Source organism: Mycolicibacterium llatzerense (assembly GCF_000878195.1).
Taxonomy (GTDB): Bacteria; Actinomycetota; Actinomycetes; order Mycobacteriales; family Mycobacteriaceae; genus Mycobacterium; species Mycobacterium llatzerense.
Map to the genome: position 1 here is coordinate 55,755 of NZ_JXST01000034.1, position 17,022 is coordinate 72,776.

Annotated in this window: 15 protein-coding genes; 8 read left to right on the forward strand and 7 right to left on the reverse strand. The window is 66.1% G+C overall.

Features of this window, described 5'->3' with window-relative positions:
• Positions 1-11 precede the first annotated feature (11 nt).
• Both TL10_RS21640 and TL10_RS21645 read right to left on the reverse strand, forming a co-directional pair.
• Positions 12-1,535 (reverse strand): FMN-binding glutamate synthase family protein, encoded by a 1,524-nt coding sequence (locus TL10_RS21640; protein ID WP_043987275.1) that lies wholly within the window; start codon positions 1,533-1,535, stop codon positions 12-14.
• Positions 1,536-1,653: 118 nt separating this feature from the next.
• Entirely contained in the window at positions 1,654-2,259 is a 606-nt protein-coding gene (locus tag TL10_RS21645; RefSeq protein WP_043397821.1) for a cadmium resistance transporter, read from the reverse strand.
• A 121-nt stretch (positions 2,260-2,380) separates the two neighbouring features.
• On the opposite strand from TL10_RS21645, the gene TL10_RS21650 reads away from it, so the two are divergent.
• The 8 genes from TL10_RS21650 (at position 2,381) to TL10_RS21685 (ending at position 12,866) form a co-directional block, all read left to right on the forward strand.
• The gene (locus tag TL10_RS21650; protein ID WP_043397819.1) at positions 2,381-2,854 is read left to right on the forward strand and encodes a GtrA family protein; all 474 of its coding nucleotides are present in this window, start codon (positions 2,381-2,383) and stop codon (positions 2,852-2,854) included.
• Between the two features lie 288 nt (positions 2,855-3,142).
• Entirely contained in the window at positions 3,143-4,285 is a 1,143-nt protein-coding gene (locus TL10_RS29755) for a PE-PPE domain-containing protein (RefSeq protein WP_082068035.1), read from the forward strand.
• A gap of 14 nt (positions 4,286-4,299) precedes the next feature.
• Positions 4,300-5,466 carry a hypothetical protein gene (locus TL10_RS21660; RefSeq protein WP_043987254.1) on the forward strand — a complete coding sequence of 389 codons (1,167 nt, stop codon included), beginning with the start codon at positions 4,300-4,302 and terminating at the stop codon, positions 5,464-5,466.
• A gap of 61 nt (positions 5,467-5,527) precedes the next feature.
• Entirely contained in the window at positions 5,528-6,007 is a 480-nt protein-coding gene (locus TL10_RS21665; RefSeq protein WP_043397815.1) for an OsmC family protein, read from the forward strand.
• A 30-nt stretch (positions 6,008-6,037) separates the two neighbouring features.
• Positions 6,038-6,520, forward strand: a complete 483-nt coding sequence (locus TL10_RS21670; protein ID WP_043397814.1) for an Lrp/AsnC family transcriptional regulator — start codon at positions 6,038-6,040, stop codon at positions 6,518-6,520.
• Positions 6,521-6,683: 163 nt separating this feature from the next.
• Positions 6,684-10,163: an indolepyruvate ferredoxin oxidoreductase family protein gene (locus TL10_RS21675; RefSeq protein ID WP_043987256.1), complete on the forward strand. Its 3,480-nt coding sequence runs from the start codon at positions 6,684-6,686 to the stop codon at positions 10,161-10,163.
• A gap of 115 nt (positions 10,164-10,278) precedes the next feature.
• Positions 10,279-11,364, forward strand: a complete 1,086-nt coding sequence (locus tag TL10_RS21680; protein WP_082068036.1) for a Glu/Leu/Phe/Val dehydrogenase dimerization domain-containing protein — start codon at positions 10,279-10,281, stop codon at positions 11,362-11,364.
• Positions 11,364-12,866 carry an amino acid permease gene (locus TL10_RS21685; protein ID WP_043397809.1) on the forward strand — a complete coding sequence of 501 codons (1,503 nt, stop codon included), beginning with the start codon at positions 11,364-11,366 and terminating at the stop codon, positions 12,864-12,866. Before TL10_RS21680 ends, TL10_RS21685 begins: the two co-directional genes overlap by 1 nt.
• Positions 12,867-12,869: 3 nt before the next feature.
• On the opposite strand, the gene TL10_RS21690 is transcribed toward TL10_RS21685, so the two are convergent.
• The 5 genes from TL10_RS21690 to TL10_RS21710 form a co-directional block, all read right to left on the reverse strand.
• A complete protein-coding gene (locus TL10_RS21690; protein WP_234711511.1) occupies positions 12,870-13,445 on the reverse strand; it encodes a lipoprotein LpqH in 576 nt (191 codons plus the stop codon).
• Positions 13,446-13,489: 44 nt separating this feature from the next.
• Positions 13,490-14,338 (reverse strand): polysaccharide deacetylase family protein, encoded by an 849-nt coding sequence (locus TL10_RS21695; protein WP_043397998.1) that lies wholly within the window; start codon positions 14,336-14,338, stop codon positions 13,490-13,492.
• Positions 14,339-14,398: 60 nt separating this feature from the next.
• Positions 14,399-14,833, reverse strand: a complete 435-nt coding sequence (locus tag TL10_RS21700; protein ID WP_043987258.1) for a VOC family protein — start codon at positions 14,831-14,833, stop codon at positions 14,399-14,401.
• 8 nt (positions 14,834-14,841) lie between these two features.
• The gene (locus tag TL10_RS21705) at positions 14,842-15,828 is read right to left on the reverse strand and encodes an NAD-dependent epimerase/dehydratase family protein (protein WP_043397805.1); all 987 of its coding nucleotides are present in this window, start codon (positions 15,826-15,828) and stop codon (positions 14,842-14,844) included.
• 78 nt (positions 15,829-15,906) lie between these two features.
• The coding region (locus TL10_RS21710) for an HNH endonuclease (protein WP_043987279.1) at positions 15,907-17,022 on the reverse strand (1,116 nt) is incomplete at its 5' end.

Consider the following 17,022-nt stretch of genomic DNA (forward strand, 5'->3'; position numbering starts at 1 on the left):
TCGTCGCGCGTCTACTGATCTGCTGTCATCAACTCGGCGATCGCGGTCCGATCGGCCAGCGACGGTACGCCCCAACCTCTTTCGTACCCATAGACTTCGCGCAATGGGGTCTTCGACCCGACGCCCTCGAGTATGTCCAGGTCGTCGGTCGAGATCAGGCCCGGATGCTCGACACCACAGGCCTCCGATACCTTCAGCAGATCTCGGCGCAGTGTCATGAGGTAGTTCGCTGCTCGCTCCGATTTCAAGGTGGGGTCGAGTCCCCTTGCCAGCCAGGCATTTTGGGTGGCGATTCCCGTCGGGCAGGAATCGGTGTGGCATTTCTGGGATTGGATGCAGCCGATCGAGAGCATGATCTCCCGACCGACATTGACCATGTCGGCACCGAGCGCAAAGGCGACAACGGCGTTGTCGGGCAACCCGAGCTTGCCCGATCCGATGAATGTCACGCGGTCGCTGATCCCTGCCGCGGCAAAGCGTTTGTACACCTCGGAAAACCCGATCCGGAACGGGTAGGCCACCGACTCACTGAAGATCAGCGGCGCGGCGCCGGTGCCGCCCTCGCCCCCGTCCACCGTGACGAAATCGACCCCACGTTGACCGTCGGCCATGTGCTCCACCAGCTCGTCCCAGAAGTCCATGTTGCCGACCGCGGACTTGATGCCGACCGGCAATCCCGTTTCTGATGCGACGAATTCGACCCAGTCGAGCATGCTGTCGATGTCATGGAATTCGGTGTGCCGGGACGGACTCTTGCAATCGACACCTACCGGGATGCCACGGATGGTCGCGATCTCGGCGGTGACTTTCGCGCCCGGGAGCATGCCGCCGAGGCCCGGCTTTGCGCCCTGACTCAGCTTGATCTCGATGGCCTTGACCGGACCGGAGTGGACCACATCTTTCAGCTTGTTGATGTCGAAACGACCATGCTCATCGCGGCACCCGAAGTAGGCGGTGCCGATCTGGACGATGAGGTCGCCGCCGTTGCGGTGATAGGGCGACAGTCCTCCTTCGCCGGTGTTGTGCATCGAACCGGCAATCGCCGCGCCCTTGTTGATCGCTTCGATGGCCTTCGCCGACATCGAGCCGAAGCTCATCGCCGACACGTTCACCACTGATTGCGGCCGAAAGGCCTTGGCGCGACCACGTGGTCCGCCCAGGATCTTCGCCGACGGGACAGGGCTACCGGGCCGGTCTGACGAATGTGAGACCGCGGCGAACGTCCGGTGTTTGATGATCGGGTAGCCGGGTGTGTACTCCACATTGTTGTCGGTGCCGAAGCCGTAATAGTTGTTCTGCATCTTCGACGACGCGTAGATCCAGCGCCGCTGGTTGCGGCTGAACGGGCGCTCCTCGTCGTTGCTCGTCACGATGTACTGGCGGAGCTCAGGGCCCATCTCCTCGAGCAGGTATCGGAGGTGCCCGAGCACCGGATAGTTGCGCAGGAGGGCGTGAGGCTTCTGGGTGAGGTCGTAGACAGCAAGCGCAGCCACACCGACGACGGGCGCTGCGGGCAGAATGCTCTTCCACTTCATCGGCATAGCTAATAACAGATACACCCCGTACCGGTGGAGAACTGGCAAACATCAGGGCAGTAATTCGTGAACTCCGATTCGGACGCCTGCCGATGGATTTCACCGCACCCACGGGGCCTCACCGTGCGAACACGCCACCCTCTACGAGGATCGTGGTCCCGACGGCAATGAGCACGACCGGCAGGATGACGTGACCCCACCTGGAGAATGTGCGCGCGACGATCGGGTGGGAAGCGAGATATCCGCCGGCGGCACACCACACTCCGACCCCGATCAGGAACACCGTGACGTACAACGCGACCGTGCCGGCAGTGGCGACCGCGAACATCGGCACGTAGACACCGACGTTGTCGCCGCCGTTGGCGAAGGTCACGCCGGCGACCTGCCAGATTCCCGGCGCCGATGACGCCGCCCCACCTTCGGTTTCCGACGGTTCGGTGCCCCGGCTCTGCCAGGCATCCCATGCGGCCTTGAGCCCCAACATGATTGGTAGCAGCCCGAGGTAGGGCAGGACGGCGGTCGGCAGCAGCGCGGCACCGGCAAGGGCTGCGCATATCGAGACCACCACGATGGCGGTGAAGCCGAGGTACTGGCCGGCAATCACCCGCATCGCCGCGCTTCGATGACCACGCGCTTGGCCGAAGAACACCGCGAGCACCACGAGGTCATCGACGTTGGTGGCGGCGAACGTGGCGACCGCCTGGGCGATTGTCGCCAGGCTCATCTCGTCGCGTTCCTCGGCCTGGCGCTCATCGTTGTGGACATTACGTGACGCCGCTCGAGGCGAACCGCAGAGTTCGCCTCGCGGCTACCTGGTCGATGCCGGCTCATGACACAGTGCCCGCGTGACCGTCGAGTCGCCGAGCGGGCTGCAACGTGCCGTCGACCGATTCCACCGAGCCTGCGAACTGGTCGTCAGTCGCTTGCCCTTCGGCCTCAAATCGATTGTAGCTCCGACGTTTCTGGGTTTCGCACTGATCAATGGCTGCACATTCGCGGTCGATCTGCTGTTGCTCACCGGACTGCGCGACGGGTTGGGCCTGCCGCTGGCGGTGGCGGTTACGGGGTCGTACGTGTGCGCGTTCGGGCTCAGCTACGTCCTGAACCGGACCTTCAACTTCAGCTCGCACAGCGCGGTCGGCCCGCAGCTCGCCGTATACGTCGTCGTGGTCGCGGTGAACTATCTGGCGTTCATCCTCGGTGTCTCGACGGGATTGTCGGCCCTGGGCGTCGAGTACCACGTCGCCCGGATCGTCGCCGGCAGCTGCGAGGCGGTCTACATGTACGCGGCGATGCGCTGGGTCGTGTTCCGGCACTGACCAGGCGCGCCACGTGGCGGTGACCTGCGTCTCATGACAAGCGCAGATGCTGCAAGGGTGTTAATTTCGCCGGGTCAATGTTGTACGGAGGCAACAAACGGGGGTAGTCGGGGACGGCAGGGCATCTCATACGCGTCGGCGAGAATCTTCCGCTCAATGCCGCCATCACCGTCGCTGACCTTCAGCGAAATTCCTGAGTACGTCACCACAGCGGCATCGTCGCTCGAGTAGTGACGCTCCGCGGATCCATCACAATCCCTCTCCTCGCGTACAGATTGGAGCTGCCCCATGGCCGGTTTGAACCGCTGCAGCGCAATAGGTTTCGTGGTCGCGCTATGCGCGTCGGTCAGTGTGCACCCGTCCGCGGCCGCATCGAGCAAAACCACTGAGGATGTCGCCTTCTACCTGCAGGGCACCTGCCTGTGCGACGTGACGCCGACCGCGCAGGAAGCCCTCGGACTGGCCGGCGGATACCTGAAATCCACCGGTGCCATCACTGGCATCGGGTATCCCGCCGGATTGCTGTTCGGAGCGGACGCCGTCATCGGCTCCGCCAAGGTGGACGCCACCCTCTCCACGGTTCCCAAGGGCTCCGCCGTCACGCTCGCCGGAGTCAGCCAAGGCGCCATCGTGCTGAACTACGTGAAACTTGCGCGCTCACTGCTGGATTCGCTGGGACGGCGTGCTCCGGACAACCTGCAATTCGTGACCTTCGGCGACCCGCAGAACAGCACCGGCGGCATCACCACCAAGAATCCGGCACTGCAGCTGTTCGCGCCGAACGTGCCTTTGGCATCCCGCTACCCCACCACCGAAATCGTCCGCGAGTACGACGGTTTCTCGGACTGGCCCGACAAGCCAACGCGCCTGGCCGTCCTGAACGCGGTGATGGGTATCGGATACGTGCACCCCGACTACGGGTCACCCGCCAACCCGATGACACCAGGCACCCTCGCGACGGTTCGTACCAACGCCACGGGCGGCACCACGACGCATTACGTCGTGCGCACCGCCGGACTGCCACTCACTCAACCGCTGCGCGACATGGGACTGAACACGTCCCTCATCGACGCCTTGCTCCGACCACAGATCGACGGCGCCTACACGCGCCGCCCACAGATCGCGCCACGCGATGCCACTACCCCGCCACAACGGAAGGCACCCGACCTTCGGCCGCCGGTGATCGTCGCGCTGGCGTCAAAGGCACTGGGTAAGCCAACCCAGGCGCCACGTCAGAGCACTGAAACGTCGACCGCCAAGGACGCAACTACGGTGCCGACGGCGAAACCAGTTGGCGGTGCCAAAGAGTCCGGCAGCGCCAAAGAGTCTGCCGGCGCCAAAGAATCCGGCAGCGCCAAAGAAGGCAAAGAGAAGGCACCGAAGCCTCAGCGGGGGTTCGGTTTTCAGAAATCTCGCCGCGGCGGGGAATAGAGGAGGTTATTCGTATGGGGGTCAAGTCCCAGGTAACGACGGTGTCGGTGCTGTGCTCGGCTGTCGTCGTGGTCGCCACTGTCGCTCCCGTTGTCCCGCCTGCGCACGCGACACCGGTGCGCAGCGCCGAGTACCGGTACGCACTCACGGCCGCAGCGTTCGATGCCGCTTTCAATCCGATTCAGTACCTCGGCAACGTCGGAGGTGCCGCCCAAGCCGTCGCGACCGACGTAATCTATTGGCAGACACCGGACTTCCCTTTGCTGGTGCTGAGTGCGCAAGTTGATCCCAGCACCGGCAAATACGAGGCCGTGCAGAAGGTCACGTCGACCGCGACCCACCTGCAGAATCTGGTCGGCGCGGTCACGGCATTTCCCGGCGCCTCGTCGTCGCCGCAGGTTCAGCAGTTGGTCGGTGGGATCGGGGCGGTAGGTTCGGCTGCCGCGAGTGCGACGCAGACCGTCACTGCTACCCTCGCGCCCCACCTCGCACCACTGACCCCGGTGATTTATGTGGTCCGGGTGGCGCAGGCAGCAGTCGGCGTTTATTACGCCGTTGCCACTCTGTCGACCACAGGCCTGGGCACGGTACTCAGCGGGCAGAACCCGCTGACGGCGGTCGGAAACGTCGTGTCATCGGTCCAGACGTTGGCGAACGTCCTCGCGCACGCTCCGCGGCCGGCCTCTTCGAGCGCAACAGCGACCGCCGCCACGTCAACCTCTGCCGCGTCGCAGGCCGCCACGAAGACGATCGCTGCCGCCGTCACTCCTGCCCTGACCGGTGTGAAAACCTCCACGGCCGCGCCGCGAAAGGCTGCCGACGATGGTGATCAGCCGCAATCGGGAACGCAGGCCGACGTCTCGAGCAAGCACGCTTCGAATGGACCAAAATCCACAGAGAAGCACGAAGATTCGCCGGTCTCGGATCGCAAATCCGCGGTCAAGCGAGGTGCCGACACCGGCACGGCACCGAAATCGACTGCCGCACCGACCAAGCCGAAGGCGTCCGCAGCGGACAAGGCGACGGATGCCACCGACGCGCAGGCCGCCCCGGCGAGCGCGGCCGCCACAAAGGCCAAGCGCACGGCGAAGAGCGATGACCACACCAGTCGCGACGGCGCGGCCGGCCATGACGGATCGACCCCCAAGGCGAAGGGTGACAGCGGAAGTCATCAGCACTGACGTACGGTCCGTGCGCTAGAACTGAGGCACGTGACCGCAGCGACGAAAGAGGTTCCCCGCCATGGCGAAGACGCACCACTACGAGCTAGACGTAACGTGGACCGGCAACACCGGTACGGGAACCTCCGGTTACCGCGAGTACGACCGCGCGCACGACGTCAGCGCCGACGGCAAGCCCACCATCACCGGTACCGCTGACCCCGCCTTCCGCGGCGATCCGCAACGCTGGAACCCCGAGGAACTTCTCGTGGCCTCCTTGTCGCAGTGTCACATGCTGTGGGTCCTGGCCCTGTGTTCGCAGGAGGGCATCGTCGTCACCGGCTACACGGACCACCCGTCAGGCACGATGGCCCAAACCCCGGACGGTGGTGGGTATTTCACCGAGGTGGTGTTGCGGCCTGTCGTCGAGATCGCCGACGGCCTGCACCGCGACGCTCTCGCTGATGTCCACGAGCGGGCCCATCACCTGTGTTTCATCGCCAATTCCGTCAACTTCGACGTCCGGTGCGAAGCGCAGGTGACCGTCGCCGAATCGGGGTAAACCGCGGAGTTCGCCGTGGGAAGATGCCGCATGGCCATCAAGATCGACGCACTCGATTCGGCGCTGCTGTCGGCGCTGGCGACCGACCCGCGCACCCCGATCCTTGAGCTGGCATCGCGGCTGAAGGTCGCCCGCAACACCGTGCAAGCGCGGATGAAGCGGCTCGAGGAGTCCGGTCTGGTCCGTGGCTATCCGCCGAACATCAATCTGTCCGAGCTCGGCTTTGCCGTGCACGCTCTGGTCTTCGTCGAGACGGACCAGACCAAGATGGACGCGATCATCGAGGCGTTGCGGGATGTGCCGCATGTGCTGGAGGTCCACGCCACGACCGGGCGGGCGGATCTGCTGGTCCGGATCGCGGCGCAGACGCAGGAGGAACTGCTGAGCGTCATCCAACGGGTGCACCGGATCGACGGGGTCAAGCACTCCGAGACGATGCTGGCGATGGCGACTCCGGTCGAATACCGATCGCTTCCCCTTGTGCAGTACGTGACGGGGCGTCGAGCAAAATGATGCGTGCGTCACAGTGCGCCACGTCACAATTGAGCAGTTTGATCAACATTTCCGCCCACTGTTGACGCAGAACGCATATCGGAGCACATTTCGCTGCACCGATTGCATTTAGTTCTCGCTTTGCAGCTCACGATCTGAGTTGTGACAAGTGTGGAGGTTGTCAGTGACCAGCGTTCTGTCCCGATCCGAATTCACCGCGGTGGAACCCGCCGCGCCCTACGACCTCGACGACCGCTACCGCTCCGGCGCCGGCCCCGTCCTGCTCACCGGAGTGCAGGCGATCGCCCGGATGATGGTCGAGCAGCACGTCCGCGACCTCCGCGCAGGCCGCCGCGTCGCGACCTTCGTTTCCGGCTACCAGGGCAGCCCCCTCGGCGGTGTCGACAAGATGCTGCTGGGCATGCCGAGTGTGCTGATCGAGCACGACGTCGTCTTCACCCCCGGCTTCAACGAGGAACTCGCCGCCACCGCGGTCTGGGGCAGCCAGACCGACCTCCCCGCCGGAAAAGCGACCCACGACGGCGTCATCGGCGTCTGGTACGGCAAGGGGCCGGGCGTCGACCGCGCCACCGACGCACTGCGTCACGCCAACATGTACGGCGTCAACCCCCGCGGCGGAGTCCTGCTGCTGGTCGGCGACGATCCGGCATCCAAGTCGTCGACCGTCCCCGCCGTCAGCGAGCGGTCCCTCGCGGCCCTCGGCATCCCGGTTCTGTTCCCGCGCAACGCCGAAGAGATCATCACCATGGGCATGCAGGGCGTCGCGTTGTCGCGGGCCTCGGGCTGCGTCGTGGCGATGAAGATCGTCGCCGACGTCGCTGACGGCGCCTGGACCGTCGACGCCGACGTGGCCGATCTCGCGATCATCACACCCGAAATCCTCTGGGACGGAAAGCCGTTCACCTATCGCCAGCGTCCGATGGCCGCACCCGCCGACAGCCTGCTCGCCGAGGCCGACCTCTACGGCCCGCGCTGGGCGACCGTCCGCGCCTTCGGTGACGTCAACGCCCTCGATGTACTCGAGGTGGACCCCGTCCGCGCGAAGGTCGGCATCGCGGCCACCGGCACCACCTTCGACGCCGTCCGTCAGGCACTGCTCGACCTCGGTGTCGACGACGCGGCACTGCACCGTGCGGGAATCCGCTTGCTGCGCATCGGAATGCCGTATCCAGTGGGCCGGCAGTCGGTCACAGAATTCGCGCGCGGCCTCGAGCAGGTGATCGTCGTCGAGGACAAGACAGCGTTCATCGAAACCCAGGTCCGCGAAATCCTGTACGGCACCGCCGACGCCCCACAGATCATCGGCAAGCACGATGCCGCCGGGGCACCACTGTTCCCGCTCGGTGGCGAGCTGACCGCCGCCCGTGTGCTCGCCCCGCTGCGCCGGGTACTGCGTGATCACGTCGAGCTGAAGCGCACGCCGCCGCCCGCCCTGTCGCTGGAAGTGTTGTCCGCCAAGCGAACCGCGTACTTCTGCAGCGGCTGCCCGCACAACCGCTCCACCGCGATCCCCGAGGGCTCGATCGGCGGCGGCGGCATCGGTTGCCACACCCTGGTCACCATGTCGGGCCGCAGCGACAGCGCCGTGGTCGGCCTGACACAGATGGGCGGCGAGGGCAGCCAGTGGATCGGGCAGGCCCCGTTCACCGATGTGCCGCACCTGTTCCAGAACGTCGGAGACGGCACCTTCTTCCACTCCGGACAGCTCGCGGTGCAGGCCTGCATCGCCGCCGGCGTCAACATCACCTACAAGCTGCTCTACAACGAAGTCGTCGCCATGACCGGCGCCCAGGACGTCGAAGGCGGACTCGGCGTCGCGGGGCTCACCCACAAGCTGACCACCGAAGGCGTCAAGCAGATCATCATCTGCGCCGATGAACCCAAGCGGCACAACAAGAAAGCACTCGCCAAGGGCACGCTGCTGTGGCACCGCGACCGACTCGACGAAGCACAGAAGGTGCTGCGCGAGATCCCGGGCGTCACCGTACTCATCTACGACCAGCATTGCGCTGCCGACGCGCGCCGTCAGCGCAAGCGCGGCACGCTACCCACCCGCAACACGCGCGTGGTGATCAACGAGGCCGTGTGCGAAGGCTGCGGTGACTGCGGCACCAAATCGAACTGCCTGTCGGTACAGCCGGTCGACACCGAGTTCGGACGCAAGACGCGCATCGACCAGACGTCGTGCAACACCGACTACACGTGCCTCGATGGCGACTGCCCGTCGTTCGTGACGGTTGAACTGACCCCAGAGAAGAAGGGTCGCAAGGCATCCCGGCCTAAGGCGGCAGAGCCGCCGCGGGTCACGGATCCGGGCCTCGGCGCCCCCACCGGCACCCAGAACGTCCTGCTGGCCGGCATCGGTGGCACCGGGATCGTCACAGTCAACCAGGTCCTCGCCACCGCCGCCCTGCGCGCGGGCTACGAGGTGGAGAGCCTCGACCAGATCGGCCTGAGCCAGAAGGCCGGACCGGTGGTGTCGCACCTGCGGTTCTCGACCACCGCGCTGGAGCCGTCCAACCGGCTCACCTCCGGCAGCGCCGATTGCATCATCGCGGTCGACCTGCTGACTGCGACCGACAACCGGAACCTGGCCTACGGCAGTGCCGAACGCACCATCGCCGTTGCCTCGACGAGCCAGACCCCGACCGGTGACATGGTGTACGACAAGTCCGTCGCGTATCCGCAGACCCGGTCACTGCTGGAGCGGCTCACGGTGACCACGCGAACGCTGACCCACTTCGACGCACTCGCCGCTGCCGAGGCCTTGTTCGGCAACACTGCCGCGGCCAACTTCCTCGTCGTCGGCGCCGCCTTCCAGAGCGGTGGCCTGCGACTGCCCGAGGCCAGCATCGAAGAGGCCATCGGCATCAATGGTGTCGCGGTCGCCGCCAATGTCGCGGCCTTCCGCTGGGGCCGTGTCGCGGTCGCCGATCCGGCAGCGTTCGCCGCCGCGGTCGACGCAGCACGGCCGAAGGCGGTGCCGGCGGTCACGAGCCCGGAACTGTTGGCCAGCACCACCTTCGACGGCGAGGTTCGCCGGCTGGTCGAGCTGCGGGCCGGCGAGCTGGTGCGCTACCAGAACGCGAAAGTTGCCCGGCGCTACGTCGACACGGTCCAGGCCGTCTGGCAGTCGGAGCGCACCATCACCGAGAACACCGCGTTCAGCGAGGCCGTCGCGCGCGGGCTGCACAAGGTCACCGCCTACAAGGACGAGTACGAGGTCGCGCGGCTGTTGGTTGACCCGGCCTTCCTCGCCGACGTGCAGGCGCAGGTGCCCGGCGGCGAGAACCTCACCTATCGGTTGCATCCGCCCGCCCTGCGGGCGATGGGCCGCGCGAAGAAGGTCGGTTTCGGGCCGAAATCGCATGTGGCACTGAAGCTGCTCGCCAAGGCCAAGGTGTTGCGCGGCACCAAGCTCGATCCGTTTGGCTACGCCCACGTCCGGAAAGTGGAGCGGCAGTTGCTGTCTCACTACACGGACATGGTGCTCCGGCTCGCCGCCGAGCTGACCACCGCCACCTACGCGACGGCCGTCGAAGCCGCCGGGTTGCCCGACATCGTGCGGGGCTACGAGGAGGTCAAGCTCGGCAACGTCGAGCTGTACTGGGCGCGCCTGCGAGACCTCGGCATCACGGCCTGAGCGCCCACCTCTCCACATCTGTCCTGCCGCCGAACATGCAGCAGTGCAATCCATGCCGCTCCGCGGCAGTGTCACCCCATGCCGCCAAACATGCGGTACCAGAAAGGAAGTAGCAGTGACTTCTGTGTCCACCTCATCGGTGTCCACCCCTGCCGGAGTCTTCGATCGCTCGCACAGGCTGAGCTCGCGTAGCCACGAGCAGGTCGTGTTCTGTGAAGACGCCGAGTCCGGCCTCAAGGCCATCATCGCCATCCACTCGACGGCACTGGGTCCGGCACTCGGTGGCTGCCGCATGTACCCGTACGCCGACGAATTCGAGGCGCTCGAGGACGTTCTGCGGCTGTCGTGGGGTATGTCGTACAAAGCCGCAGCGGCCGGGGTGAACCTGGGCGGCGGCAAGTCCGTCATCATCGGCGACCCCACCAGCGACAAGAGCGAAGCGCTCTTCGCCGCGTTCGCGCGCTACGTCAACACCCTGGGCGGACGGTACGTCACCGCCGGTGACGTCGGCACCAACACCGACGACCTGGACGTCATGGGCAAGTACACCCAGCACGTCACCGGCCGCAGCGCCGCGGCCGGCGGCTCCGGCGACAGCGCCCGCCTGACCGCGCTGGGCGTGTTCAACGCCATGCGCGCGGGCGCCGAATCAGTTTGGGGTGCACCGACGTTGGCCGGCCGGACCGTCGGCGTCGAAGGCGTGGGCAAGGTGGGCCGCGAACTCATCGCACTGCTGCTTGCCGACGGAGCCGACGTGTACGCCACCGATATGAACGACGCGGCGCTGCAGCGCGTCTCGAACGACCACCCGTCTGTGCGCGTCCTCAATTCGGTTGCCGACGCCCCGGTCGATGTCTATGCTCCCTGTGCCCTCGGGGCTACTCTGACGCCTATGAGCGCTGAAACCATCGAGGCGAAGCTGGTCTGCGGTGCCGCGAACAACCAGCTCGCGACACCGGACGTCGAGCTGCTGCTCGGCCGTCGCGGCATCACCTGGGTACCTGACTTCGTGGCCAACGCCGGCGGCCTCATCCAGGTCGCCGGTGAATTGCACGGCGCGGACCGCGCGGCCGTCGAAGCCGACGTGACCCGCATCTTCGACCGGTGCCGCGACATCATCGCTACCGCGCGCGAAGCGGGCATCAGCATCGGTGCCGCCGCAAACCTGTTCGCCGAACAGCGGCTCGACGGGGCCATCTGATGGGCGCCGGCGGCGGGCTTTTCCGCACCAAGTCAGTCGAGCAGTCGATCCGGGACACCGATGAACCCGACTCGAAGCTCCGCAAAGACCTGACGGCAAGGGATCTCACTGTTTTCGGCGTTGCCGTCGTCATCGGCGCCGGAATCTTCACCCTTACCGCTCAGACCGCGGGCAACATGGCAGGGCCGGCCGTTTCGGTCGCGTTCGTCATCGCGGCGATCACGTGCGGGCTCACCGCACTGTGCTATGCCGAGTTCGCCTCGACTGTGCCCGTCGCCGGCAGCGCCTACACCTACGCCTACGCCACCTTCGGTGAGCTCGTCGCATGGATCATCGGCTGGGACCTGATTCTCGAGTTCGCGCTCGCGGTAGCCGTTGTCGCCAAAGGCTGGTCGCAGTATCTCGGTGAGGTACTCGGCGGAGCAGTGTCGCCCGTCGTGCACCTCGGGTCCATCAAGTTCGACTGGGGCGCACTGGTGATCATCGCGATCGTCGGCGTCCTGCTGGCCACCGGAACCAAACTGTCGTCTCGGGTGTCTGCCGTCGCCGTGGCGATCAAGCTCGCGGTGATCGTGCTGATCCTCGTCGTCGGTGCCACCTACTTCAAGGCGTCGAACCTCACCCCCTTCATCCCGGCGGCAGAGCCGTCGGCGAAGGCCGACGGTGTGCACCAGTCGATGTTGGCCTGGCTCACCGGAACTGGCGGCACCAGCTTCGGCTGGCTGGGCCTGCTGACAGCGGCCAGCATCGCGTTCTTCGCCTTCATCGGCTTCGATGTGGTCGCCACCGCCGCGGAAGAAACCCGCAACCCGCAGCGCGATGTACCCCGCGGCATCTTCGGCGCGCTGGCCATCGTCACCGTCTGCTACGTCGCGGTGTCGTTCGTGCTCACCGGCATGGTGTCGTACAAACAACTGCAGGGCGAAAATGCCACCCTGGCAACCGCGTTCGCCATCCACGGCGCGACGTGGACCAAGAACATCATCTCCATCGGCGCGCTGGCCGGCCTGTCGACCGTCGTCATGGTGATGTTCCTCGGCCAGACCCGCGTCCTGTTCGCGATGTCCCGCGACGGTCTGCTCCCCCGCCGCCTCGCACACACCGGCAAGCACGGCACCCCCGTGCGACTGACGGTCATCGTGGGCGTCGTCTGCGCGGTGCTCGCGGCGTTCGTCGACTTCGGCACTCTCGCCGGCATGGTCAACATCGGCACGCTCGTCGCATTCATCCTCGTTGCGATCGGCATTCCTGTCCTGCGCCGGACCCGACCCGATCTCAAGCGCGGCTTCCGCGTGCCCCTCGTGCCGGTGGTCCCGATCCTGGCTGCGCTGTCATGCCTGTGGCTGATGCTCAACCTCGAGGTCGAGACCTGGTTGCGATTCCTGATCTGGATGGCGATCGGCGTGGTCCTCTACTTCGCCTACGGCAGGTCCCACTCGATGATGGCGCGACCGCGCCCCGAGCCGCACAAGCACCTAAACGTCACCCAGATAGCGGCCTGATCCTCATTTGCAGGTGACCCGGACCTCGAAGGGCTTGGTCACCATCACGGGCGGTAGCGCTGCCGTCACCCCGGTGGCGCTACCGCTGATGATGTACGTATCTCCGTCTTTGGACGCCGTGGCCTCACCACCGGACATGCCTTGCTGATAGCCGAGGATGACGCCATTGACGTTGCCGAGGATCACCGAATGCACGGTCTTGGCGTCCGGCGTCAATGCCACCGCCACCCCTGAAACCTTTTGGCCTATCGCGATATTGAAGTTGCCGACCGCGTTGGTACAGACCACGTTGCCGGTGATGTTCTGTCGTACACCGTCAACGGTCACCTCGGCCTGACCTGGCGGCGGATTGCCGCTGGCGGATTCGCTGGGCGAAGCCGCCGCGCTGGACGTCGACGACGACGTCGTCTTGGCGGTGCTGCTGGTCGAGCTACTCACCGAACTGTCGCCCGGGCTCGTTGTCCCGGTGAACGGTTTCTCACCGGTGCAGCCGACACCGACGAACCCGATGACCACCGCTGTGCCCGCCGCACCGATCGCTAACCGTTGCCTCACCTTGGCACCCTTCTTCGTCGTCACATTCCAGTCCCACAACATGTACGCCCTTGAACCGGCCGGCGCAGCTAATGCGTCGAGTGGCTGGGGAGAAAGACGTCGTCGAACGTGACCGTACGGAGGTTGCGGCTACGGACGACGTCGGCCAGGCGATCGAAGACGTGCGTCACCGGAGCATGGTTGAGATGGCCGAGGACGATGTTCTGCGGCCGGAAATGTGTGTCGGCCATCTTCACGATGTAGTCCTCGGTGATGACCGTCGAGTCGGCCAAGGAACCCGTCCACATGGTGGTGAGGGTGTAGCCGAGGTCGGCAGCCACCGCCCGCACGGCGGCGTTGTGCCGGCCGTAGGGCGGCCGCAGATACGGCCGCGCGTCGACCCCGAACGTGTTGGACAGGAACGCATGGTTGCGCTGGATCTGGTCGGCGATCTGTGCCGGCGACTGCGTCGTGAGGTCCGGATGCGACCAGGTGTGGTTGCCCAGCTGGATCTGGCCTGATTCGACGAGCGGCCGCAACAAGGGTGCATTGTCGGTCCAGGACCGATAGGTGCCGTTGACGAAGAACGTCAGCCTGATGCCGGTGTCCTTCGCGAACTGCGTGTACAGCCGCACGACGTTGCTGTCGACACCGTCGTCGACGGTGAGGGCGAGCAGATCGCCTTGGCCGGGAAGAACACTCAGGACGCCGTTGCCGGGCAACGCGACGCGGGCGGCGGCCGGTGGCGGAGGCAGCAGCGGTGGTCGGGCCGCGCCGGGTGCACCCAGCAACTCCGGCGGGTGCGGCGCCGAGGCAGCGGCGGTGTGGGGCGCAGTCAATGCGGTGGACAGCGCCGTACGCGCCACCTCGATGGTCGCCACGACAGGCGGAATGGTGATGGCTGCCCCGAGGCCGGCCAAGAAGGCTCTTCGGTTCAGCACGGACACGGCCCGCAAGCTATCAGCAGTTCCTGGCAATCGCTGAATGAGCGACCGCGGTCAGTCGAGGCAGAACTCGTTGCCCTCCACGTCCTGCATGACGATGCACGACTCGTTGATGTCGTCAGCGGGAAGCAACCGCACCCGGACCGCACCGAGCGCGACCAGCCGGTCGCACTCAGCCTCGAGCGCCGCCAGGCGCTCTGCCCCGACCGATCCGGGGCTCACACGTACGTCCAGGTGAACCCGGTTCTTCACTACCTTGCCTTCGGGCACGCGCTGGAAGAACAGGCGCGGACCGACACCTGTGGGATCGACGCAGGCGAACTTCGAGCCCTGGTGTTCGGGTGGCAGTGACCGGTCGAAATCGGCCCACGACGCGAACCCCGGCGGTGGCGGCGGCACGACGTAGCCGAGCACATCGCACCAGAACCGCGCGACGCGCTCGGGTACCACGCAGTCGAACGTGACTTGAAATTGCTTGACCGCAGACATCTTTCGCCTCAGCGGTCGAGGTTGCGAAGGCCGGCGACGGTATCGGCCAAGGTGATTCGCGGATCACGGTAGGTGACACCGAGATCGCGTTCGCTCGGTGTGTCGTCCGATGCCGGCATCTGCGTGTAGTACTGCATGCCGGCTTCGGTGAACGGTGTCTGGAACGGCAGGAACGGCCCCAGCCGATCGAGCACCTGGCCGGCCATCCGCAGGACGGTGTCGGGGACCGGCACGGACAGCATGGTCTTGTCGCCGACCTCGGTCAGCAGCCGCGCCAGCTCATCCACCGGTATGCGGTGGCCGCCGGCCATGTAGCGGCGGGGACCCTTGCCCGGCTCCAACAAGGCCGCGTGCAGGTCGGCCAGGTCGCGACCGTCGACCACCGTCCACGCCGCGCTTCGACCGGGAATCGCCCCGAGTTGAAGTGCTTGGGCCACGCCCTCGCCGGCCTCACCGAACTGGTTGCCGACCGGCGGGCCCATGACCATGCCGGGGTAGGTGATGTTCACGGGTGCGCCGGCGTCCTGCATCCCGCGGGCGTAGATCTCGACCTGCGCCTTCGACCGTCCATAGCCGTCGGTGCCGCCGAACACCGGCAGGTCGGCCTCCAGCTTGTCGACGTCGGGGTTGAACAACGCGGTAATGCTCGACACGTGGATGATCGGGTCCAGGCCCAGTTCGACGGCGCCGCCCAGCACGTTGCGCGCACCGTCCATGTTGGTGCTCAGCATCTGCGCCGTCTGGTTCGGGTCGGTGGCGACCAGCGCCGCCGCGTGCAGGACGGCGTCGCAGCCGTCCAGCGCACGCAGCACCGAGTCACGGTCGGTGATGTCACCGACCACGTGATCAGAGACATCGACACCCAACTTGGCCACGCTCGTCTGCAGCCGGGCCGCGTTGCGCACCAGGAATCGGACCGAATGCCCCTTGTCTGCAATGGCTTTCGCGCTCCAACCGCCGACAAATCCGGTACCTCCGGTAACCAGCACCCGCATTACGCTTACCCCCTCAGATGTGAACCGCCGGTCCCTGACGCTAGTACGGCAGCGCGAGCGACGGTCACGAACGTGTCATTAGGCCGCGGGGTTGATCCGCGCGATGTACACGTCGCGCGTGAAGATGCGTAGCCCTTCGGGCCCGGGTGGTGCGGTCGAGGTATAGACGGCGCCGGTCGGAGTCGTCAGCTTTACGGTGTGGCGACCGTGTCTGTCATAGGTGGTAGCCGCGTGCCAGCCGGGTTCTTCTTTGACGTAATTGCAGTGCTCGCAGAGGCCTTGACCGTTGTGCACGCTGGTGGGCCCATCGTGGTGGTGCGGCTTGACGTGGTCGGTGTGCCGGATGCGGGCGTTGCAGTACGGGGTCCGGCAGATCTGGTCCCGCAGAGCGATGAACCGCGCCAGTCCCTTCGGGAAGGTCCGCGCCGTCGATTCCATCGCGACCAACTTGTTGGTACCCGGCTGGGCATACAGCCGCCGCACCGCCGCGGCCGCCTGCGGGTCGGCTTCGGCGGCCAGCACCAAATGCCGGGCCAACTCCGCCGGGATCGGCCCGTACCCGTCCAGGTGAGCGGGTTCCGCACCGCCGGCGAGCAGCGTTTCATCAGAGAGCACCAGGTTCACCGTCACTGACACCGGCGCCTCGACCGGATTACGTCCGGTGACCCGCTCAACCACCAGGTCGGCCATGATCTGGCCATGGGTACGACCCAGCCCAGCCGGCACCGACGTCCCCGGCAGCGTCGACGCCAATGTCGCGGCCGCCCCGTCGGACAAGGCCTGATGCACCGCCCGGCCCTCGTGCGCGGGCAGCAACACGCTCACTGTGGCCATGCCGTCGCGGGCGGGCCGGCACTTCACGTGCCGCGTCGCCGGTGCCTGCCGCGCCCGTTCGAGCACGGCCTGCTGATCGAGCCGGTAGGCGATCCGCCTGGCTTCGGCCGCGATCTCGGCATCCCCCACACCGTCGACGGTGGCGGGGTCGGCGCACAATTCGGCGTCGAGCAGCTGGCGACGGAACACAGACAGGCACGCCGCTTCCTTGGTGATCAGCTCTACCCGATGCTCCGACAGCCGCCCCGATTCCAGGGCCGCCAGCGTGCACGGCATATCGGAGACCAGGATCCGGGCCATCGCCATCAGCCGCTCGCCCCGATGCGGGGACTCCTGCCGGGCCAAACCGACCTCGGACCC